This window comes from Stenotrophomonas sp. SMYL89 (assembly GCF_036319985.1).
Lineage (GTDB): Bacteria > Pseudomonadota > Gammaproteobacteria > Xanthomonadales > Xanthomonadaceae > Stenotrophomonas > Stenotrophomonas maltophilia_Q.
Genome location: NZ_JAWIRW010000009.1, coordinates 13694 through 34398 on the forward strand (window position 1 = coordinate 13694; position 20705 = coordinate 34398).

26 protein-coding genes, 3 tRNA genes and 1 pseudogene are annotated in these 20705 nt (G+C 66.6%); 15 read left to right on the plus strand and 15 right to left on the minus strand.

What is annotated here, in order from left to right:
* Positions 1-5: 5 nt before the first annotated feature.
* On the minus strand, positions 6-767 hold the full coding sequence (locus V3B41_RS12715) for an SDR family oxidoreductase (RefSeq protein WP_329861308.1): 762 nt from the start codon (positions 765-767) through the stop codon (positions 6-8).
* A 132-nt stretch (positions 768-899) separates the two neighbouring features.
* On the opposite strand from V3B41_RS12715, the gene V3B41_RS12720 reads away from it, so the two are divergent.
* Positions 900-1742, plus strand: coding sequence for a methylated-DNA--[protein]-cysteine S-methyltransferase (locus V3B41_RS12720; protein ID WP_049429319.1), 843 nt, complete (start codon positions 900-902; stop codon positions 1740-1742).
* 61 nt (positions 1743-1803) lie between these two features.
* On the opposite strand, the gene V3B41_RS12725 is transcribed toward V3B41_RS12720, so the two are convergent.
* On the minus strand, positions 1804-2829 hold the full coding sequence (locus V3B41_RS12725) for an NADP-dependent oxidoreductase (protein WP_329861311.1): 1026 nt from the start codon (positions 2827-2829) through the stop codon (positions 1804-1806).
* Between the two features lie 367 nt (positions 2830-3196).
* Between V3B41_RS12725 and V3B41_RS12730 the strand changes: the two genes are divergently transcribed.
* The 7 genes from V3B41_RS12730 (at position 3197) to dxs (ending at position 9553) form a co-directional block, all read left to right on the plus strand.
* A tRNA-Phe gene (locus tag V3B41_RS12730) sits at positions 3197-3272 on the plus strand.
* A gap of 72 nt (positions 3273-3344) precedes the next feature.
* Positions 3345-3420: transfer RNA gene (locus V3B41_RS12735), tRNA-Phe, on the plus strand.
* 117 nt (positions 3421-3537) lie between these two features.
* On the plus strand, positions 3538-4089 hold the full coding sequence (locus tag V3B41_RS12740; protein WP_049430349.1) for a lipocalin family protein: 552 nt from the start codon (positions 3538-3540) through the stop codon (positions 4087-4089).
* A 164-nt stretch (positions 4090-4253) separates the two neighbouring features.
* On the plus strand, positions 4254-4730 hold the full coding sequence (locus tag V3B41_RS12745) for an LEA type 2 family protein (protein ID WP_049430351.1): 477 nt from the start codon (positions 4254-4256) through the stop codon (positions 4728-4730).
* 65 nt (positions 4731-4795) lie between these two features.
* Complete coding sequence (locus tag V3B41_RS12750) at positions 4796-6586, plus strand: acyl-CoA dehydrogenase C-terminal domain-containing protein (RefSeq protein ID WP_197632664.1); 1791 nt, start codon at positions 4796-4798, stop codon at positions 6584-6586.
* A 288-nt stretch (positions 6587-6874) separates the two neighbouring features.
* Positions 6875-7540, plus strand: a complete 666-nt coding sequence (locus V3B41_RS12755; RefSeq protein ID WP_019336875.1) for an HNH endonuclease — start codon at positions 6875-6877, stop codon at positions 7538-7540.
* Positions 7541-7645: 105 nt separating this feature from the next.
* Positions 7646-9553: a 1-deoxy-D-xylulose-5-phosphate synthase gene (gene dxs / locus V3B41_RS12760; protein ID WP_049430382.1), complete on the plus strand. Its 1908-nt coding sequence runs from the start codon at positions 7646-7648 to the stop codon at positions 9551-9553.
* A gap of 171 nt (positions 9554-9724) precedes the next feature.
* On the opposite strand, the gene V3B41_RS12765 is transcribed toward dxs, so the two are convergent.
* From V3B41_RS12765 to V3B41_RS12775, 3 genes are all read right to left on the minus strand, one after another.
* Positions 9725-9928 carry a hypothetical protein gene (locus tag V3B41_RS12765; protein ID WP_049430354.1) on the minus strand — a complete coding sequence of 68 codons (204 nt, stop codon included), beginning with the start codon at positions 9926-9928 and terminating at the stop codon, positions 9725-9727.
* A 168-nt stretch (positions 9929-10096) separates the two neighbouring features.
* Positions 10097-10660: a DUF3011 domain-containing protein gene (locus V3B41_RS12770; RefSeq protein ID WP_049430356.1), complete on the minus strand. Its 564-nt coding sequence runs from the start codon at positions 10658-10660 to the stop codon at positions 10097-10099.
* A gap of 129 nt (positions 10661-10789) precedes the next feature.
* On the minus strand, positions 10790-10996 hold the full coding sequence (locus V3B41_RS12775) for a hypothetical protein (RefSeq protein ID WP_049430358.1): 207 nt from the start codon (positions 10994-10996) through the stop codon (positions 10790-10792).
* Positions 10997-11400: 404 nt separating this feature from the next.
* Here V3B41_RS12775 and V3B41_RS12780 point away from each other — a divergent pair, with 404 nt between their 5' ends.
* The 4 genes from V3B41_RS12780 (at position 11401) to V3B41_RS12795 (ending at position 12942) form a co-directional block, all read left to right on the plus strand.
* A complete protein-coding gene (locus V3B41_RS12780; RefSeq protein ID WP_049430361.1) occupies positions 11401-11685 on the plus strand; it encodes a hypothetical protein in 285 nt (94 codons plus the stop codon).
* Positions 11686-11697: 12 nt separating this feature from the next.
* Positions 11698-11931, plus strand: coding sequence for a DUF1653 domain-containing protein (locus V3B41_RS12785; protein WP_049430363.1), 234 nt, complete (start codon positions 11698-11700; stop codon positions 11929-11931).
* Between the two features lie 92 nt (positions 11932-12023).
* Entirely contained in the window at positions 12024-12596 is a 573-nt protein-coding gene (locus V3B41_RS12790) for a TetR/AcrR family transcriptional regulator (protein WP_111113478.1), read from the plus strand.
* 13 nt (positions 12597-12609) lie between these two features.
* Complete coding sequence (locus V3B41_RS12795) at positions 12610-12942, plus strand: SMR family transporter (protein ID WP_049430384.1); 333 nt, start codon at positions 12610-12612, stop codon at positions 12940-12942.
* Positions 12943-12966: 24 nt separating this feature from the next.
* Here V3B41_RS12795 and V3B41_RS12800 read toward each other — a convergent pair whose 3' ends face one another.
* From V3B41_RS12800 to V3B41_RS12810, 3 genes are all read right to left on the minus strand, one after another.
* Positions 12967-13140, minus strand: a complete 174-nt coding sequence (locus V3B41_RS12800) for a DUF1328 domain-containing protein (RefSeq protein ID WP_049430366.1) — start codon at positions 13138-13140, stop codon at positions 12967-12969.
* A gap of 94 nt (positions 13141-13234) precedes the next feature.
* A complete protein-coding gene (locus V3B41_RS12805) occupies positions 13235-13876 on the minus strand; it encodes a LysE family translocator (protein ID WP_329861319.1) in 642 nt (213 codons plus the stop codon).
* Positions 13877-13973: 97 nt separating this feature from the next.
* Positions 13974-14606: a cation transporter gene (locus V3B41_RS12810; RefSeq protein ID WP_329861321.1), complete on the minus strand. Its 633-nt coding sequence runs from the start codon at positions 14604-14606 to the stop codon at positions 13974-13976.
* Positions 14607-14757: 151 nt separating this feature from the next.
* Between V3B41_RS12810 and V3B41_RS12815 the strand changes: the two genes are divergently transcribed.
* A complete protein-coding gene (locus tag V3B41_RS12815; RefSeq protein ID WP_106548812.1) occupies positions 14758-15450 on the plus strand; it encodes an aspartate/glutamate racemase family protein in 693 nt (230 codons plus the stop codon).
* Between the two features lie 24 nt (positions 15451-15474).
* On the opposite strand, the gene V3B41_RS12820 is transcribed toward V3B41_RS12815, so the two are convergent.
* Complete coding sequence (locus V3B41_RS12820; RefSeq protein WP_197620259.1) at positions 15475-15870, minus strand: hypothetical protein; 396 nt, start codon at positions 15868-15870, stop codon at positions 15475-15477.
* Between the two features lie 240 nt (positions 15871-16110).
* On the opposite strand from V3B41_RS12820, the gene V3B41_RS12825 reads away from it, so the two are divergent.
* Together V3B41_RS12825 and V3B41_RS12830 are read left to right on the plus strand one after the other, a co-directional pair.
* Positions 16111-16620 carry a DUF3011 domain-containing protein gene (locus tag V3B41_RS12825; protein ID WP_099551918.1) on the plus strand — a complete coding sequence of 170 codons (510 nt, stop codon included), beginning with the start codon at positions 16111-16113 and terminating at the stop codon, positions 16618-16620.
* Between the two features lie 38 nt (positions 16621-16658).
* Positions 16659-16841 (plus strand): annotated as a pseudogene (locus V3B41_RS12830) (GNAT family N-acetyltransferase); the annotation flags it as partial.
* Here V3B41_RS12830 and V3B41_RS12835 read toward each other — a convergent pair.
* From V3B41_RS12835 to pheT, 6 genes are all read right to left on the minus strand, one after another.
* Complete coding sequence (locus V3B41_RS12835; protein WP_049430374.1) at positions 16820-17161, minus strand: phosphotyrosine protein phosphatase; 342 nt, start codon at positions 17159-17161, stop codon at positions 16820-16822. The pseudogene V3B41_RS12830 and the gene V3B41_RS12835 overlap by 22 nt on opposite strands.
* Complete coding sequence (locus tag V3B41_RS12840; protein WP_014037933.1) at positions 17158-17358, minus strand: hypothetical protein; 201 nt, start codon at positions 17356-17358, stop codon at positions 17158-17160. Before V3B41_RS12840 ends, V3B41_RS12835 begins: the two co-directional genes overlap by 4 nt.
* A gap of 117 nt (positions 17359-17475) precedes the next feature.
* Positions 17476-17552 (minus strand) — tRNA-Pro (locus V3B41_RS12845).
* A 68-nt stretch (positions 17553-17620) separates the two neighbouring features.
* On the minus strand, positions 17621-17977 hold the full coding sequence (locus V3B41_RS12850; protein ID WP_005410431.1) for a MerR family transcriptional regulator: 357 nt from the start codon (positions 17975-17977) through the stop codon (positions 17621-17623).
* Entirely contained in the window at positions 17958-18257 is a 300-nt protein-coding gene (locus tag V3B41_RS12855; RefSeq protein ID WP_005410432.1) for an integration host factor subunit alpha, read from the minus strand. The genes V3B41_RS12850 and V3B41_RS12855 overlap by 20 nt, the downstream gene beginning before the upstream one ends.
* Before the next feature lie 27 nt (positions 18258-18284).
* A complete protein-coding gene (pheT, locus tag V3B41_RS12860) occupies positions 18285-20666 on the minus strand; it encodes a phenylalanine--tRNA ligase subunit beta (RefSeq protein ID WP_049430388.1) in 2382 nt (793 codons plus the stop codon).
* Between the last annotated feature and the right edge of the window lie 39 nt (positions 20667-20705).

The window sequence follows — 20705 nt, forward strand, 5'->3', positions numbered from 1 at the left end:
CCCACTCAGGTGCGCGTGATCGACACCCCACCCTCCACGCGCATCGCGGTACCGGTAACGAAACTGCTTTCATCGCTGGCCAGGAACAACGCCGCGTTGGCGATCTCCTCCGGCTCGGCCATGCGCTTCAGTGCGTGCAGCGAGCGCACGAAGTCGCGGGCGTCGCCGGTGGGAGCGGCCTGCCGCCCCATCTCGGTATCGGTGCCACCAGGCAACAACACGTTGCTGCGTACGCCGCGCGCGCCATACTCGGCAGCGATCACCTGGCTCAGGCCGATCAACCCTGCCTTGCTCGACGCATAGGCCGCCATGCCCGGGAAGCCCACGGTGTGGCCGACGAACGTGCCAACGAACACCAGCGAGCCGCCGCCGCGCGCCAGCAGTGCCGGCAACTGCGCGCGTGCAGCATGGAAGGCGGCATCCAGATTGGTCGCCATCACCTCGCGCCAGGCGTCCACGGGGAACTCCGCCGCCGGCACGCCCGGGCCAAGCATGCCGGCATTGTTGATGGCGATGTCCAGGCCGCCGAATGACTGCTGGGCCAGATCGACCAGCGCCTGCGCCGTGCCCGGGTCGGCGACGTCGGCGGCATGCACCACGGCGTCGCCACCGGCGGCGCGAATCTGCTCGGCCAGCGCCTGCAGCGGCTCCGGCCGCCGTGCATTCAGCACCAGCTTTGCCCCTTCGGCAGCAAAGCGCAGCGCGCTGGCGCGGCCGATGCCGGCGCTGGCTCCGGTGATGAGTGCGATCTTGTTGTTCAAGCGCATGGTCGTGGCATCCGTTGTGAAGTAGCCGCAACGATGCCCTGCCTCTGGACTGCCAACACTCCGTTTCCGGGCCTCGCTGGCAAGTGCAGGAAACGGAGTTTTCGTGGCTGCGGCACATGCCAGAATCCGCCCATGGACAGCACCGCCTCCCCCACCACCGACGCCCGCGTCGAACGGGTCTGCCGCCACCTTCAGGCCAGCCTCGACGAACCCTCGCTGCAGGAACTGGCCGACATCGCAGGCTGCAGCCCGACCCGCCTGCATCGCCTGTTCAAGGAGGCAACCGGGCTGACGCCGAAGCAGTACGCTGCGGCACTGCGCGCCGACCGCCTGCGCACCGGGCTGCAACAGCAGGAACGCATCACCGACGCCTTCCACGATGCCGGCTTCGGCTCCAGCGGACGCTTCTACGAGAACGCACCGAAGTTGCTGGGCATGACTCCCAAGCAATGGCGCGCAGGTGGTCGTGGCGAAGTCATCCACTTCGCGCTTGCCGAAAGTTCACTGGGCAGCGTGCTGGTGGCCAGCAGTGCCACCGGCGTGGTCGCGATCCTGCTCGGCGACGATCCGGAAGCGCTGCTGCAATCGCTGCAGCACCGCTTCCGCCAGGCCAAGCTGGTCGGTGCCGACAGCGGTTATGAACAACTGGTGGCACAGGTGGTAGGTCTGGTCGAGGACCCGACACGGGGCGCCACGTTGCCGCTGGATATCCGCGGCACCGCCTTCCAGCAGCGCGTGTGGCAGGCGTTGCAGCAGATCCCACGTGGCCAGACCGCCTCGTATGCCGACATCGCCACGCGCATCGGCGCCCCGCGATCAAGCCGTGCGGTGGCTCGCGCCTGCGCCAGCAATCCACTGGCGGTGGCCGTCCCTTGCCACCGCGTCGTACGCCGCGACGGCGACCTGTCCGGCTACGCCTGGGGCGTGGCGCGCAAGCGCGAACTGCTGCGCCGGGAAAAGGCCTCGACTGCCTGAAGTGGGTGCCGACCTTCGTCGGCACGCCCGGAGGTAGCGCCGGGCCATGCCCGGCGAACACTCAATCCAGCTTCACCACCAGCTTGCCGAAGTTCTGCCCCTTCAGCGCCCCGAAGAACGCCTCCGGCGCATTCTCCAGCCCTTCCACCACATCCTCGCGGTACTGGATGCGGCCCTCACGCAGCCACTGCGGCATCTCGCGCTCGAAGTCCGGCCACAGATGGTTGAAGTCGTGCACGATGAAACCGCGCACGGTCAGGCGCTGGCGCAGGATCTGGCTGAACAGCGCTGGCAACCGGTCCGGCCCGGGCTGTTCAACGCCGCGTTCGTTGTAGGTGGCGATGGTGCCGCACACCGGAATGCGGGCGAAGTCGTTGAGCAGCGGCAGCACCGCATCCAGCACGTGCCCGCCCACGTTCTCGAAATACACGTCGATGCCCGCGGGCACCGCCGCGCGCAGCTGTTCGGCAAAGTCGGCCGCACGATGATCCAGCGCCACGTCCACGCCCAGCGTCTGCAGGTAGGCACGCTTGGCTTCACCACCGGCGATGGCGACCACGCGCGCGCCTTGCAGTTTCGCCAGCTGCGCAACCGTTGCGCCCACCGGACCGGTCGCGGCCGCGACCACCAGCGTCTCGCCCGGCTTCAGGCGGGCGATCTCATGCAGGCTGGAATACGCAGTGAATCCGGGCATGCCATACACGCCCAGCGCCGTGCTCAGTGGCAGCCCGGCCGGATCGAGGCGACGCCCCAGTGCCTTGCCCGGCAGTACCGCATGGGTCTGCCATCCGCCTGGCGCCAGTACCAGCTCACCTGCGGCCACTCCCTCGGCGTTGGACTGCAGCACCTCGGCCACGGTCTGGCCTTCCATCACCGCATCGATGGCCACCGGTGCGGCATACGAGGGGCCCTCGTCCATGCGTCCACGCATGTACGGGTCCAGCGACAGGTAGCGGTTGCGCAGCAGCACCTCACCCTTCGCCAAGGCCGGCAGTGTCGCCTGTTCAAGGCGGAAGTTGGCTGCCGTGGGCGCGCCCTGCGGGCGCGAGGCCAGCACGATGCGGGAGGTAACGAGGGAATCGGACATGGTGACCGGCTCTGCTGTTGCCAGCATCAGGAAAGGAATACCGACACTACGCCGCAACGATCGCCGGAAACGGCCACGAAAACAGCGTTCCATCGCCCGCCCAGACGCGGCACCGACACAGGCCTTGCCGTTGCGGCATTGCCGATCACCGCGGCCTGCTGATTTCCGCCACAGGGGATGATCAGGATCGCGCCGGGGCGTCCGGATCGATTCCAGGCCCTTCCCGCCCTGCACCGCGACGGCGGATCAAGTACTTGCAGGCGCGCAGACGGCAATGTGAAGAATTCTTGGCAAAACGCTTGCCGAAGACTGCCGACCTCCGTAATATACGCCTCCTTGGCAGCGACCTCGCTGCTACGAAACATGTGGCCGAGTAGCTCAGTTGGTAGAGCAGGGGATTGAAAATCCCCGTGTCGGCGGTTCGATTCCGTCTTCGGCCACCACTTTCGAAGGCCTGCAGAAATGCGGGTCTTTTTTTTCCGGAAACCGCATTCACCGCGGTCGCCACACAATTTGGCCGAGTAGCTCAGTTGGTAGAGCAGGGGATTGAAAATCCCCGTGTCGGCGGTTCGATTCCGTCTTCGGCCACCATCTTCAGAGACCTGCAGAAATGCAGGTCTTTTTTTTTTGCCTGCGGCCGGTTGACGAAACATTTACACCGCTACCCGGCGCGGCACCTACGCTGCAGATTCCTGCCGGAGCCTGCCGATGCAACTGCGCCCCACCCTGCTCGCCTGCCTGCTGCTGGCCGCCGCCCCGGTGATCGCCGCCGAGCCATTGCGGGCGGTCGACAGTCTGGACATCGATCGCTACGCAGGCCAATGGCACGAGATCGCTCACCTGCCGGTGTCGTTCCAGAAGCAATGCGTCGGCGAGATCACCGCCAACTACGGGCTGCGCCGCGATGGTCGCATCAGTGTCACCAACGCCTGCCGCAGCGCCGACGGCGAACGCGTGGTCGCTGAAGGCGTGGCACGCCTGGTAGCCGGCCATCCAGGCCAGCTGCAGGTGCGCTTCGTTCCGGACTGGCTGAGCTGGGTGCCACTGGTCTGGGCGGACTACTGGGTGCTGGCGCTGGACCCGGACTACCAGTGGGCGCTGGTTGGTGAACCGGACCGGAAATACCTGTGGATTCTCTCGCGCCTGCCGGAAATGGATCGCGCCCGATTCGAGCAGCTCAAGGACAAGGCTGAAGCGATGGGCTACGACCTCGGTCCGCTGCGGGTGATGGCGCCACTGCGCGATACCCCCGCCGATTGAACCGCAACGCGATCCGCGCGCAGCACGCGCCCGATCCGGCGCCGCGCACGCCCGGCCGCCATCTTCACGCGCTACCCTCTGCGACGGGTCGCCACAGGCGATCCAAACGACCATACGCCGTAGTATGCTTATTCCAACGCACCGCCTCCAGAGGACCTGCGCCCATGCTCCACCGTTTCCGTATCGCCTTGATCGTCCTGAGCACCCTCGCCCTTGCCGCCTGTGGCAACGGCATCGTCAAGCGTGTTTCGGAACCGGCGGCCAGCCTCCAGCAGCTGACCGTGCGCGCCGACGGCAACTGGACCGTGGCCCTGCGCCTGCAGAACTTCAGCTCGATGCCGATGACCTTCGACGATGTCTCGCTGGCGCTGACCGTTGGCGACAGCGACGCCGGCACCCTGCAGGCCAAGCCGGGCATTTCCATCGGCGGCACCTCGGCCGACGTCATCAACGTCGACCTGGTACCCAGTTCGGCCGCACGCCTGGTGGTGGCCGATGCACTGGCCGGCAACCGCACCCTGGCCTATGGCCTGAAGGGAACAGTCGCGGCCACGCCGCAGGAAAAGAAGCAGCGCAGCTTCGATATCAGCAGCCGCAGCACCCTCAACCAGGCCCCGGGCCTGCCGGGCGTGCTGCGCTGATTCCCACCTTCCGTCGCGGCGCCTGGTGCCGCTCTCCCCTGCCCTGATCAAATCGAGACGTACCGATGAGCAGCTACACCGCCCCGCTTTCCGACCTCCGTTTCGCCCTGCACGACGTGCTCAAGGTCGAATCCCTGTTCGCCCGCCTGGGCTTCACCGACGCCACCGCCGACGTGGTCGATGCCGTGCTGGAAGAAGCTGGCCGTTTCAGCGCCACCGTGCTGGCCCCGCTCAACAGCGTTGGCGATGAGATCGGCTGCGTGCTCGACCAGGCCACCGGTGAAGTGACCACCCCGCCCGGCTTCAAGCAGGCCTACGACCAGTTCGTCGATGGTGGCTGGACCGGCCTGACCGCCTCGCCGGAACTGGGTGGCCAGGGCCTGCCGCACACCCTGGGCGTGCCGCTCAACGAAATGATCAACGCCGCCAACCTGGCGTGGGGCAACTTCCCGCTGCTCTCGCACGGCGCCATCGAAGCGCTGAAGCAGCACGGCGAGGCCTGGCAGCACGAGGCCTTCCTCAAGCCGCTGATCGAGGGCCGCTGGACCGGCACCATGTGCCTGACCGAGCCGCACTGCGGCACCGACCTGGGCCTGCTCAAGACCAAGGCCGAGCCGAACGCCGACGGCAGCTATTCGATCACCGGCACCAAGATCTTCATCACCGCCGGCGAGCACGACCTGACCGGCAACATCGTGCACCTGGTGCTGGCCAAGCTGCCCGACGCCCCTCCGGGCGCCAAGGGCATCTCGCTGTTCGTCACTCCCAAGTTCAAGGTCGACCGCGACGGCAACGTCGGCGAGCGCAACGCGCTGCGCTGCGGTTCGATCGAGCACAAGATGGGCATCAAGGGCTCGGTCACCTGCGTGATGAACTTCGATGGTGCGCAGGGCTACCTGGTGGGCCAGCCGCACAAGGGCCTGCAGGCAATGTTCACCATGATGAACACCGCACGCTTGGGCGTCGGCCTGCAGGGCATCGGCCTGTCCGAACGCGCCTACCAGAACGCGCTGAAGTACAGCCGTGAGCGCCTGCAGTCGCGCGCCCTCAGCGGCGCCAAGTTCCCGGACAAGCCGGCCGACCCGATCCTGGTCCACCCGGATGTGCGCCGCATGCTGCTGACGGTGAAGTCACTGGTCGAGGGCAGCCGCCTGCTGGCCCTGCACGCCGCCACCCTGATCGATGTCGCCCACCACGCCGAGGACGCCGCCGAGCGCGAGCGCGCCGACACCCTGGTGAGCTTCCTCACCCCGATCTCCAAGGCCTGCCAGACCGAGTGGGGTATCGAGAACACCTACAACGCCCTGCAGTGCTTCGGTGGCCACGGCTACATCCGCGAGCACGGCATGGAGCAGCTGGCGCGCGACGCCCGCATCACCACGCTGTATGAAGGCACCACCGGCATCCAGGCACTGGACCTGATCGGCCGCAAGACCGCGTCCAGCCAGGGCGCCGGCCTGAAGCTGATGCTGGCCGAGATCGAAGCCTTCGCCAAGGAACACGAGGGCAACAAAGCGCTGGCCGAGTTCATCGGCCCGCTGCGCGCCAAGGCGGCCGAATGGGGCAAGCTGACCCTGGACGTGCTGCAGCGCGCGGCCGCCAACCCGGACGAACTGGGCGCGGCCAGCTACGACTACCTGTTCTATTCGGGTTATGTGGTGCTGGCCTACTGGTGGGCCCGCAGCGTGGCCGCCGCCGATGCCAGCGCGCACGGCGCCGCCTTCGCCCAGGGCAAGCGCGAGACCGCGCGGTTCTACTTCGCCCGCGTGCTGCCGCGCACCCTCAGCCACGCCGCCGCCATCCAGGCCGGCGCCGCCCCGCTGATGGCGATGGACGACGAGCGCTTCGGCGCCTGAGCCCACAGGGTCGGATCCCTTTCCGCAGAAAAGGGCTCTGACCCTCGCATCCACACATGGCGTGGATCTGCCCGAATTGGGGTCAGAGCCTTTTCCCTGCGGGAAAAGGATCCGACCCCGGCCTGGCAGCCCCCAGTCTCTCTCTGGAGAAAAGCCCCCTTTTGTTAAAGGGGGCGCGCCGAAGGCGCGGGGAATAGGAAGAATGCGCGGACCTGAATCGTTGCGATTTGCGTATCGCCCACAGGCGATACACAAATCGTCAACATTCAGGTATAAGCTGTTCTCCCGATGGAGACAGACACTACACGCTTGGGTCTGATCGAAGCCGGAGCTCCGTTTTCTGCTCCGGGCGCCGAAGCATCGCCCAACGCCACGACGCTGCATCGACCCGGTTCCGTCCGGCTGCTCTCGCTTGATGCCCACGGACGCGTACTGGACTGGATCACCTGGCAGGACGCGGCGTGCCTCTACGCCCGCGAAGCCGTCGCCTGGACACTCGGCGATCCCTGCCTGCACATCCATGGCGGCACCAACCGCTTCAGCGGCCTGCAGAGCGGGATGGACCTGCACCCGATCATCGCCGCGCGCGGCCACGCCCGCTCCCGCGCGATCGACCCGACGCCGAACCTGACCAACCCGGCCCTGTTCGCCCGCGATGCCCATCTGTGCATGTACTGCGGCCAGCAGTTCAACCGCCCCACGCTCACCCGCGACCACGTCATGCCCTTGTCCAAGGGCGGCCTGGACTGCTGGGAAAACGTGGTCACCGCCTGCTTCCACTGCAACTCGCGCAAGAGCGACCGCACCCCGCAGCAGGCCGGAATGCCCCTGCTGGCGGTGCCCTACCGGCCCAGCTGGATCGAGCATCTGATCCTGTCCAACCGCAACATCCTGGCCGACCAGATGGCCTTCCTGAAGGCGCAATTGCCGAAGCGTTCAAAACTGAGCACTTGAATCGCCGAAAATGCAACCCTCACCGTCCTGTCACGGGCGGCGGCGTTTGCTTGCCCCACCCCCGTTTGAGGGCGAAAATGGGCATTCAGAACAAGTGCGAACATGATGATCGACTCTGCCCGCTATCCCCGCCTCGCGCGCATCCAGACACCGGATGACCTGCGCACGTTCGACGAATCCGAATTGAGGGCGGTCGCCGACGAACTGCGCGCCTACCTCATCGAATCGGTGGGCAAGAGCGGCGGCCACTTCGCCGCCGGCCTGGGCGTGATCGAACTCACCGTGGCCCTGCACTACCTGTACCAGACCCCGCAGGACCAGCTGGTCTGGGACGTCGGTCACCAGACCTACCCGCACAAGATCCTGACTGGGCGCCGCGACGAGATCCACACCGTCAAGCAGAAGGACGGCGTGGCGCCGTTCCCGAAACGTGAAGAGAGCGAGTACGACACCTTCGGCGTCGGCCATTCGTCGACCTCGATCTCCGCCGCGCTTGGCATGGCCATCGCTCGCCAGTCCGAAGGCGACAACCGCCAGGTCGTTGCGGTGATCGGTGACGGTGCAATGACCGCCGGCATGGCCTTCGAAGCGCTGATGCACGCCGGCGGCATGGAGCCGGAGCCGAACCTGCTGGTGATCCTCAACGACAACAACATGTCGATCTCCGAGGCGGTCGGCGGCCTGACCAAGATGCTCGGCCGCGCCACCGGCAGCCGCACGCTCAATGCACTGCGCGAAGGCGGCAAGAAGATCCTCGGCGACAAGAAGAACAACCCGGCGCGCTTCGTGAAGCGCTGGGAAGAACACTGGAAGGGCATGTTCGTGCCGTCCACGATGTTCGAGGAAATGGGCTTCCACTACACCGGCCCGATCGACGGCCACGACATGCCCGCCCTGCTGTCCACGCTGAAGACGCTGCGCGCCTCCAAGGGCCCGAAGCTGCTGCACGTGATGACGACAAAGGGCAAGGGCTACGAGCCGGCCGAAGGCGATCAGATCGGCTATCACGCGGTGGGTCCGTTCGATCCGGACAAGGGCCTGGTGGCCAAGGCCGGCGCCAGGAAGCCCACTTACACCGACGTGTTCAGCGACTGGCTGTGCGATGCAGCCGCCGCCGAGCCACGCCTCTACGGCATCACCCCGGCGATGCGCGAAGGCTCCGGCCTGGTGCGTTTCAGCAAGGAATACCCGCAGCGCTACTTCGACGTGGCGATTGCCGAACAGCACGCGGTCACGCTGGCCGCCGGCATGGCGACCCAGGGGGGCAAGCCGGTGGTGGCGATCTATTCGACCTTCCTGCAGCGCGCGTACGACCAATTGGTGCACGACGTGGCCATCCAGGACCTGGATGTACTGTTCGCGATCGACCGCGCCGGCGTGGTCGGCCCGGACGGTGCGACCCACGCCGGCAACCTCGACCTGAGCTTCCTGCGCTGCGTGCCGAACATGGTGGTGATGGCGCCATCCAATGAAGCGGAGTGCCGGCAGATGCTCAGCACCGGCCTGCAGCACCCGGGCCCGGCCGCCGTGCGCTATCCACGCGGCACTGGCACCGGCGTCGCCGCCGGCACCGACCTGTCCACCCTGCCGATCGGCAAGGGCGAGCTGCGCCTGCAGGGCAGCCGCATCGCCCTGCTCGCCTTCGGCAGCACCGTGGCCGCCGCCGAACAGGTTGGCCGCGAACTGGGCCTGAGCGTGGTCAACATGCGTTTCATCAAGCCGCTGGACCGCGAGCTGGTGCTGGCTGTCGCCGCCCAGCACGAGGGGCTGGTGACGATCGAAGACAACGTGGTGGCCGGTGGCGCCGGCTCCGGCGTCGGTGAGCTGCTCAATGCCGAAGGCGTGCTGCGCCCGATCCTGCACCTGGGTCTGCCCGACAGCTACCAGCACCACGCCAGCCGCGAGGACCTGCTGGCCGAAGCCGGCATCGACGCTGCGGGCATCCGTGCAGCGATACTCAAGCGTTGGCCTCAGCTGGCCGCGGGTACCCCACCGCTGAGCGCGGCGGGCTGAAGCAGCTCAGCAGACGGCGGATCCACGCATGGCGTGGATCTACCGGAGACACGCATCCATTCCCCGAACGGGTGCATCCACGCTACGCGTGGATGCCACACCCGGTAGATCCACGCCATGCGTGGATGGCATGGACAAAGCCCCCGGTTGCCGCCACCTGCGCCCCCGCGCTCAGCCGTAGCTGACCGCTTCCACGAAGGCGCCGCTGGCTTCCACGCGCACGGCAGCGCGCTGCCCGGTATCGACAAAGTGCAGGCGCGCCAGGGTTTCAGCGAAGTCGAAGGCCCGGGCACCGTCGCGGAAATCGATCGGCTCCGGCCGTTCCGGATGCAGCACGCGCCATTGGCGCTGTTCGCATTGCAGGCGGATCAACATGCGGCTCACTCCTTGAGTCAGCGTATCGACGGTAGCGGAACATTCCTGCCGATCACGGCAGGCATCATCGCAACAGATCAGGGACACACAGAGGTGCCCTGATCGCAGAAGATACGACAGTTCAAAATGTGAGCTGTATCAGATTTTTCTGATTTTAGAGGGCCACGCTCAATTCACCTGGAACTGGGCCCGGCAGCCGTCGCTGACCCAGATACCCCGGCGATCCCAGCCCCAGGTCTGGCCCTCGATGCAGGCACTGCGCGAATCCTGGCGAACCAGGCGCACGCCGCGGCGGATGCGGGCGTCGCAGTACTCCTGGCGGTGGCCATTGGAATGGCAGGTGATCACCTCACCGCCGCCCCAACCGTTGCCATTGCCGTTACCCCAGCCTCCACCATTGCCCCAACCGCCACCACGACGGTACTCACCGACGAATTCGGCGCGGCAGCCCTGGGTTACCCAGACGCCGTAGCGTGACTGGCCCCAGGTCTCACCTTCCACGCAGGGCGAACCGGACAGCTGGCGGATCATCCGCGCCCGCCCCTCCAGGCGGCACTCGTTGCTACGATTCTTGATCGACTCGCAGCGTACGATGCCGCTGCCTTCACGGCCGCCATAGCGGTCATCGTCATAGCCGTAACCGTAGCTCTGTGCCTGAGCGCCGCCGGCGGCGGCGGCCAGCATTGGCAGCAGGGTGCAGGCCGCAGTGCGCCAGGTGAGTGCCTTGCCCATCGATATCTCCAGATGAATACGATGGCGCAAGCATCCGGGATTCGTGGCGCGGCGCACAGGGGGGCACACCACCACGGTTTTTCCCCATTCAAACAACTCAACCGCGGCTGACTGCGCCGCCGAGAGGCTTCAGCCGCCGACGTGCAACGCATCCACCGCGCTGCCCAGCGCCTCGACCCGCACCGTGCTGCGCTGGCCGGTGCGACGGTGATGCTCCAGGGCAAGTGCTGCGGCGGCATCGAACGCATCGGCACCCCGCGCGTAGCTGCTGGCCTCACCGGCGCGTGGATCCAGCACGGACCAGTGCCGTGCATTGCATTGGACAGTGATGACCATGGAAAACTCCTGCAGGACGGAAAGATGCACCGGCAGCGGCCCCCTCCTGCAGCCGGTACACCATCAGGCTAGCGAGCGCCTGCGCTGCGGCCTATCAGACATGTACGAAAATGCCGCGCCATTGGGTCGGATTCCCGCGCCCTCACAACCCTGAGCCGGTTTAACGAGTTCATTTTCGTGATCCTTGTCACGGAGTCAGCGGAGCTTCACACTATCGTCATCAACAGGGGCCCCTTCCACATGCGCACCTTCTTCTCACAGCAGCGCGGCACGCTGCTGAAGTTCTATTTCGTTGCCAGCTACGTCGTGCTGATCGAGGAGCTGATCCGCGCTGCCGTGCATTGAGTGCTTGATGCCGGATTGAGCACGGCGGACACTGTTGCTTTAGGCACGGAGCCCGCCCGATGAAAGCGCTTTTTCTGATTCCAGCCCTGCTGCTCCTGGCCGCCTGCGCGAGCCAGGATCAGGCAGCCGCCCGCGCCGATGCCGCAGCTGCTTCGCCTGCCACGCCGGTTGTCGGCGGTGATCGAGATGCCCACGGCTGCATCGGTTCGGCCGGCTACCAGTGGTGCGAGCACAGCCAGCGATGCGAACGCCCGTGGGAACTGGCGCAGGACCAGGGCCTGGCCAATACCGCCGAGGCCATCGACAGTTATTGCGCGAAGCCGGCCAGCCCGGCCCGCAAGTGAGCAGTGCCCGCCATGGCTGAATTGAGCCCGCTGCCCTCCCTCCCCCCGGGCCGCTACCGCCACTTCAAGGGCGGCGAGTACGAAGTGATCGACATCGTGCGCAGCAGTGAAACCCTGCAGCCGATGGTGCTGTATCGCGCCCTCTATGGTGAAGGTGGCCTCTGGGTCCGTCCGTATCCGATGTTCATTGAACAGGTTCCTGGCGAACACGGACCGCAACCGCGCTTCGCCCGTATCGGCGATTGAGTCCAGGCTGCCGGCCTCTTGCCGGCGGTGGCAGCGCAGCGCAAAGCAAAGCCTGCGCTACAATCGTACCGTCCAGTCGGTTTCTTCCTGCCATGTCCGCATCCCCTTCCCGCTCGCGCCGCAAGGCGCCCGACAGCGTGCGCCAGTCGCTGCTGCAGGCCACCATCGCAGTGATCGGCCAACAAGGCCTGGCGGCCCTGACCGTCCAGGACGTCGCGCAGGCAGCCGGGGTCAGCAAGGGCGCGCTGTTCCATCATTTCAGCAACAAGCAGGCCCTGGTCGACGAAGCCATCGGGGCACTGATTGGCGAATTCGAAGCGCGCGTGCGTGCCCTGCTGCAGGAAAACCCGAAGGGCCATGGCTGTTTCAGCCGTGCCTATGTGCAGGCCAACTTCGAACATCTGCTGCAGCAGGAACAGGAGAACGACATCGGCCTGACCCTGGGCAACCTGATGGAACCGGGCCTGCTTGCGCACTGGCGCGACTGGAAGCGCGCGATGCTGGCCGAGTTCCCTGACGAAGCCGGCGACCCACGGCTGTATGCCGCGCGCTGCGCCGCCGATGGCTACTGGGCCACCGCCTACGGGCGCCCGCTGGACGAAGACGAGCGCATCAACGCAGTGGCGATGGCCGAGCAGGCGCTGAAGCTGTGCGACCCGCAGTGAACCGGAGCCGATGATGAACCCCTACGCCTATCTCGCTGCCGCCATCGTGCTGGAGGTGATCGCCACCTCGCTGCTGAAGGCTTCCGATGGCATGAGCCGGCTGGCGCCGACGCTGGGCGCACTGGTCGGCTACGGGCTGTGCTTCTACCTGCTGTCGATGACCATGAAGTCGGTGCCGACCGGCATCGCCTATGCGATCTGGTCCGGTGTCGGCATCGTGCTGATCTCGCTGATCGGGCTGGTGGTGTTCAAGCAGCGCCTGGATGCACCGGCCCTGATCGGCATCGGGTTGATCTGCGCCGGCGTGCTGGTGATCAACCTGTTCTCGCGCAGCAGCGCGCACTGAGCACACTGCCGCGCGACCACGGCGCTAGCTGACCTTCTTGGCCACGCTCATGCCGAGCAGGAACAACACCACGGCAATGATGATGCCGGCCCAGAACAGGAACTTGGCGATGCCGACCGCGGCACCGGCAATGCCACCGAAGCCGAGCACGCCCGCGATGATGCCGATGACGGCGAAAATGATGGCCCACTTGATCATGTCGATCCTTTCCCCGCAGGGATTCCAAACTGGAGGATCAACTTAGGCTGCGGCCGATGCCGCAGTCGTGAACAGGCCGCGTGCACGGCGTGAATCAGCGCGGGCGGAAACGCAGCAGCGCCACCGCGAACGCCAGGAACACACTTCCCACCAGGCGCTCGAACCAGCGCCGCGCGAATGGCTTTGCGAGCCAACGCCGCAGGCCGTGACCGCCGGCCGCGTACATCACGTACCAGAACAGTTCGCAGGCCGCGAAGGTGGCGACCAGCACGCTGTACTGCACCGCCTGGCTGCGCGACGGATCGACGAACTGCGGCAGGAACGCCGCCGCGAACAGCAGCAGCTTGGGATTGCTCAGACCCACCAGAAGGCCACCACGGAACACGGTCCAGACACCAAGCGTCGGCGTCATCGGCAGTGCGGCATCCACCGTCACCGGAGGCGCGGGACGGCAGCTGTCGCGCCATGCCCTCAGGCCCAGCCAGGCCAGATAGGCCACGCCCAGATAGCGCAGCACCTCGAACAGCATCGGCGAGGAATGCAGCAGCGCACTCAGGCCCGCTGCGGAGGCCGCCAGCACCAGCAGCATCGCCAGCAGGCAACCGGCCATCGCCGGCACACTGCCGCGGAAGCCGAGTCCGACGCTGCGGCCGAGGATATGCAGCATGTTCGGCCCAGGCGTGCCGCACAGGACAAAGACCGTGGCCAGGAACCACCACCAGGTATGCAGGGCCATTTCAACATCCACGCAGGAAAACCCAGCAAGCTTAGAGCGTGGCCATGGCCTGCGTCACATACAGCCTGGCGCGGATGCGACGGTTACAGACGCGCACTCACGACGCCAGCAGGCGCGCGCTGCGCAGTTCCTCCCAGGCCGAGCGCAGGACCCGCAACGCCGAGCGCAGGAACAGCACCAGCAGTGCGACCGCTACCAGCAGATCCGGCCAGCCCGCACCGAACAGCGCTACCAGGCCCGCGGCCAGCAACACCGATGCGCCCTCATACAGGTCATTGCGCGAGCATTCCCAGGCGGACGCCAGGTTGATGTCGTCGTTGCGATAAGGGGTCAGCAACCACAGGCACGCCGCGTTGGCGGCCAGGTTGAGCAGCGCCGCCAGGCCCATGCTGGCAAACAGGGGCACCTCCGGGTGCAGCAACCGCCATCCGATCTGCGCAGCCACCACGAGGGCCGCCGCCAGGATCAGCAATCCCTTGAACAGGGCAACCCGCGCTTTGGCCACGAGGCCTGCGCCGACCACCGCCAGGCTCAACGCATAGGTCGCCGCGTCACCCAGGTTGTCCAGGGCGCCGGACAGCAACGAGGACGAATGGCTGTACCCGGCGGCAGCGACCATCAACGCAAAGGTGGCCAGATTGACCAGCAGCACGATCCACAGCACGCGCCGGTGCCGCGCCTGCATCGCCGTCACGTCCAGGGTCTTGCCACAGCCGCAACACTCGCCCATCGCCCTGCCCTCCCATTGGTAGCAACATTATCGCGCCGCAGCAGCACCGGGGTCGATCAGACCCCACCCGCGTGGCCTGCCCAACGCCCATGCGTTGTGCAATGCCCTTCCTCATTGTGCTGCAATGGCCGCCTCTTCCCTGGAGCAGCGCATGAAGACCCTCGGCCTGATCGGCGGCATGAGTTGGGAAAGTTCGGCCCAGTACTACCGCCTCATCAATGAGCAGGTCCGGCGGCGGCTCGGAGGCGCGCACTCCGCGCAGCTGCTGCTGTGGTCGGTGGATTTCGCCGGCATCAAGCAGCTGCAGCACGACGGCGACTGGGACGCCCTGGGTGATCACATGGTCGATGGCGCGCGGCGCCTGCAGGCGGGCGGCGCCGACCTGCTGCTGATCTGCACCAACACCATGCACAAGCTGACCGATCGCATCGAGGCGGCCTGCACGCTGCCGCTGCTGCACATCGCCGATCCGACCGCGACTGCGATCCTGCAGGCAGGCGCGCGCAAAGTGGGCCTGCTCGGTACGGCCTTCACCATGGAGCAGGACTTCTATCGAGGCCGCCTGCAGGAACGCTTCGGCCTGGAGGTAGTGGTGCCTGACGCCGATGACCGCCGCAACGTGCACGACATCATCTACCAGGAGCTGATTGCCGGCGTGGTCAGCGAGCGCTCGCGGCAGCTCTACGCCGGCGTGATCGCGCGCCTGGTCGAGCGCGGCGCTGAAGCGATCATCCTGGGCTGTACCGAGATCATGCTGCTGGTACGGCCGGAAGACAGCGCAGTACCGCTGTTCGACACCACCACCCTGCATGCGCTGGCTGCGGTGGATGCAGCACTCGGCTGAGACGCCGCAATGCGCGACGCGGAATCAGCCCGCGTCGCGGACTTCCAGCGCGGTGATCAACCAGTCGACCACGGCCTGCGAATCGCACAGGAAGAAGACGCCATCTCCCGAGCGCGCATCGGTGAGCAGGCGATAGACGGTGATCGCCACCGCAGACTGGTTGGCAATGAACACTTCCGGGCTGCGCGGCCCCTCGCTGTGCCCTGCCACGGACTGCAGCGCCTTGCGCGCAGCCACAGTGGCAGCCGGGTCCGCGCTGCGGGTCAGTTCCGGCCCGCGCAGCCCCCAGGCAACGAACACATGCTTGCCCTTGAACGTGGTGTCCAGGACCTGCACCTCGGCGGCGCCTGCGCCTACCGAGCGATGAATGACGATACTGCTGATCAACGCAACCCCCTGTGGTCGTCGTGGTCCGCGCATCGTCCTCCACAGGCCGGCCGCGCGCCAGTGACGGCCGCCACAGGCCGCGCCGACAGGCGTGGAAGACATGTAAGAAGGTGTAACCCGATGCGATCGGATGTGCAGCGATGATACGGGATGTAAGCCTCTGCATGGACCCGCGCGCACTACTAAATCCCCACTGAGCCACGTCGGGAACGAAGCGTTCCAATGGACCCGGGCTGGGTCATTCTTGCCGCCCGCTCCCTCAACGAGGCCCCCATGACCCATCGCCTGCTGCTGCCGATTGGCGGCATCTCCCTGGCCATGCTGCTTGCAGCCACCACCGTGGCTGCCCAGGATTACGACGCAGCGCACATTCCCGCACTTCGCTGCGAATCCCAGTTCAACAAGACCGAGCAATGCCCGATCGAGGGCCCGATGCGCCTGGCCAGGCAACTATCGGTCACCCGCTGCGTGGAAAACCAGAACTGGGGCCAGAGCCGTCGCATGCTGTGGGTGACCGATGGCTGCCGTGCCGAGTTTGTCGCCGATGAACATGGCCGCTGGCCGGGACGCGGCAGGGGCCGTGATCGCGACGATGAGGGTGAACGCCTGGTCTGTGAGTCCTACGAAAAGAAGGACAAGGAATGCCGCATCCGCGTGCGTCATGAGGTGCGCATGGTCAAGCAGAAATCGGTGACGACCTGCATCGAAGACCACAACTGGGGCTGGGACCGCCGCGGTATCTGGGTCAGCGATGGCTGCAGGGCCGAGTTCCGGGTGTATTGACTGCCGGCCGCGCGCTGGCTGCAGCGATTGCTCACGCGCACGCCATCGCGCTGCAGGGCCATGGCAAGCGCTTCACTTCGCCCCATGCATCCAGCACCAGCACCAGCACCAGCACCAGCATGCAACGCTTGCTCGCCACGCCCGGTTTCATCGACCACGGCATCGTGCATGGACTGGACAAAGGCGATCCGGAGTTGATCTACCGCTTTGCCGGCAGCTGATCGAGATACACGGCCACCTTGGCGTCCAGCAGGTCCATCAACACCGGATCCATGCAGCGATAGTCGTCGGGGATGTCCAGGCAATGCAGGCGCTTGTGTTCCAGCAGGCGTGCGTACGTGGCCTGCAGGCGATGCTGGTGCTTGGCCTCCATCACGAAGATGACATCGGCCCAGCGGATATCCGCCGGGCCGATGGGGCGTCGTGCATGTGGGCTGGTGCCGGCCGACAGCGCTGCGAAGCCGGGCCGCCGTCGCCACATGGCTTCGGCGGTCGGGCTGCGCAGCTGGTTGCGGCTGCAGACGAACAGCAGGTTGATCATTCCTGTTCCTGCAGTTGGCGGGCGCTGAGGACCGGATAGGTGAAGCCCAGCTGGCGTGCACGCGCGAGCTTGGCATCGCGCGTATACAGCAGCTTCCAGTTCTTCTCGGGCTTGTAGCTGTAGGCGGTCGTAGCGCGGTCGCCACCGCGGTTGCGAGCCTGGCTGCGACGCCAGGCACGGTTTCTTGCAGATTCCATGATGTGTTCTCGTGAGTACCGGGTTCAGCAGCCGCGGTAGTACGAGTGGCGCGCAGCATACACCGCGCTCACAAAAAAGCCCACGCATCGCTGCGCAGGCTTCTTGATTCATCACAGTGGTCGGGACGGCCGGATTCGAACCGACGACCCTCTGCCCCCCAGGCAGATGCGCTACCAGGCTGCGCTACGCCCCGACTGATGCTGCGATGTGCCCGCCAGTGCGGCGGGCCGTGAAGTATAGCGGATTACGATGGAAATGGGATCAGCGGCGCAGCAACTGCAGCACTTCTTCCAGCTCCATGCGCACCTGCTTGATGATCTGGTTGCTCAACGCCGATTCCTCGCGGGCATCGGGGCCATCCAGGCGCAGGCGTGCACCACCGATGGTGTAGCCCTGTTCGTACAGCAGGCTGCGGATCTGCCGGACCATCAGCACGTCGTGGCGCTGGTAGTAGCGGCGGTTGCCTCGGCGCTTGGCCGGCTCAAGGCTGGGAAACTCGGTTTCCCAGTAGCGCAGGACGTGCGGCTTGACGTCGCACAGCTCGCTGACTTCACCAATGGTGAAGTAGCGCTTGGCCGGGATCGGCGGTAGTTCGCGGTTACTGCCCGGATCCAGCATAAGCTTCCACCCTCTCCTTGAGCTTCTGGCCCGGACGGAAGGTGACCACCGTACGGGCGGAAATCGGAATTTCCTCGCCGGTCTTGGGGTTGCGACCCGGGCGCTGGTTCTTGCGCCGCAGATCGAAATTACCGAAGCCCGACAGCTTCACCTGACGTCCCTGTTCCAATGCTTCACGCAGCACATCGAAAAACGCGTCGACGAATTCCTTGGCTTCCCGCTTGTTCAGACCGACTTCGTCGAACAGCTTTTCCGCCATCTCCGCCTTGGTCAATGCCATTGCCTGCTACCCCCGAGTGCTGCCCGCTCAGCCGCGGATCCGGGCGTGGTGTTCACGCTCGATGGCAGTGACCGCCTCGGCCACCACCGCATCCACGTCGCGGTCCGTCAGAGTGCGCGACTTGTCCTGCAAAATCAAGCCCATAGCGAGACTCTTGAATCCCGGCTCGACGCCCTGGCCGACATAGCGGTCGAACAGGTTCAGGTCGCGCAGCAGTGGGCCGGCGGCCTGGCGGACGGTCGCCGCCAGGTCGGCCCAGGCCACCTGTTCAGGCACCAGGAACGCCAGGTCACGGCGCACTGCCGGGAAGCGCGACAGCTCGCCCGCACGCGGCAGGCGACGGGCGGCCAGCGGTTCCAGGTCCAGTTCGAAGGCATAGACGTCGGCTTCGATGTCCATCGCCCTGGCCAGGCGCGGGTGGATCTGGCCGATCCAGCCGATCGCCACGCCATCGCGGAACACCTCGGCCGAACGCGCCGGGTGGCCATAGGGACGGGCCGACGGGCGGAACTCCAGCTGCGCACCACTGGCCGCGGCCAGCGATTCCAGGTCGCCCTTCAGGTCGTGGAAGTCGACCTTGCGGGTCGGCAGGCCCCACTGCACCGCCTGCGCATCGCCACAGACCGCAGCGGCCACGCGCGGGGTTTCCAGCGGTGCCGGTTGGCCGTCCCCGGCCTGCTGGACAAACACGCGCCCGATCTCGAACAGGCGCACGCGGCCGAGCTGGCGCGCGGCATTGCGGCCGAGGGTGGCGACCAGGCCCGGCAGCAGCGACGGGCGCATCACCGCCAGTTCCGCCGACAGCGGGTTGGCCAGCGGCACCAGGCCGTCGCGCAACTGCCACTGGGTCAGCAGCGCGTGGTCGACGAAGGCGAAGTTGACGGTTTCCTGCTGGTCGCGGGCGACCAGCTGGCGACGCACGCTCAGCGCGTCCAGCTGGGTCTCGCTCGGCATCGCCACGCGCGAGGCACCGCCCGGCAGCGTGGTCGGGATCTGCTCGTAACCGTGGATGCGGGCCAGTTCTTCGATCAGGTCTTCTTCGATGGCAATGTCGAAGCGACGGCTCGGCGCGGCGACCTGCCAGCCCTCGGCCGTGGCAGCCACGTCCATGCCCAGCGCGCGCAGGATGCGCTCGACTTCGGCGTCGTCGATGGTGATGCCGAGCACGCGGGTGATGCGGGCGCGGCGCAGCACGATGGTTGCCGGCTGCGGGAGATCGGCTTCACGCACGGCCTCGGTGACCGGCGCCGGGGTACCGCCGGCCAGGTCCAGCACCAGGCGGGTGGCGTATTCGATGGCGGTGCGCGGCAGTGCCGGATCGACGCCACGCTCGAAGCGATGACCGGCATCGGTGTGCAGGCCCAGCTTGCGGCCACGGCCCATGATCGCGGCCGGCGCGAAGTGCGCGGCCTCCAGGAACACCGCGGCGGTGTCATCGGTGACGCGGGTGTCGAAGCCGCCCATCAGGCCGGCCAGGCCGACCGCACGGTCGGCATCGGTGACCACCAGGAAGCTGTCGTCCAGCGCGGCGTCACGGCCGTCCAGCAGCTTCAGGCTCTCGCCCGCGCGCGAACGGCGCACGGCGATGCTGCCCTGCAGGGTGCCGAGGTCGTAGGCATGCATCGGCTGGCCCAGCTCCAGCATCACGTACTGGGTGATGTCGACCAGCAGCGAGACCGGACGCACGCCGCTGCGGCGCAGGCGCTCGGCCATCCACAGCGGGGTCCTGGCGGCGGCGTTGACGCCTTCGATGACGCGGCCCAGGTAACGCGGCGCTTCGGCGCCGGCATCGAGCTGGATCGACAGTTCACGGCTGCCGACCGGCGCAATGGCATCGGCGGCGAAATCCAGCACTTCGCTGCGGGTGGCCGCGGCGACGTCGTAGGCGATGCCGCGCAGGCTGAAGCAGTCGGCGCGGTTCGGGGTCAGCTTGATCTCGATGCTGGCGTCCGGCAGCCCCAGATACTCGACCAGGGACTGGCCGACGGGTGCATCGTCCGGCAGCTCCAGCAGGCCGGATGCATCATTGTCCAGGCCCAGCTCCTTGGCCGAGCACAGCATGCCGTTGGATTCGACGCCACGCAGCTTGGCCGGCTTGATCTTCAGCTCGCCGATCTGCGCACCGACCATCGCCAGCGGCGCGACCAGGCCCGGGCGCGCGTTCGGTGCGCCGCACACGATCTGCAGCAGCTCGCCCTGCCCGGCATCGACCTTGCACACCTGCAGGCGATCGGCTTCGGGATGGCGCACGGCTTCGACGATGCGAGCCACGACCACGTGGTCGAGGCCTTCGCCAAGCGCGGTCACCTCTTCCACTTCCAGGCCGATGGCGGTCAGCACCGCGCTCAGTTCATCGCGCGAGGCGGAGGTCGGGACGTGGCTGCGCAGCCAGTTTTCGGAGAATTTCATGGTGTCACCCTGGTGGGCCCGGCGCATGCGCCTGGGCCT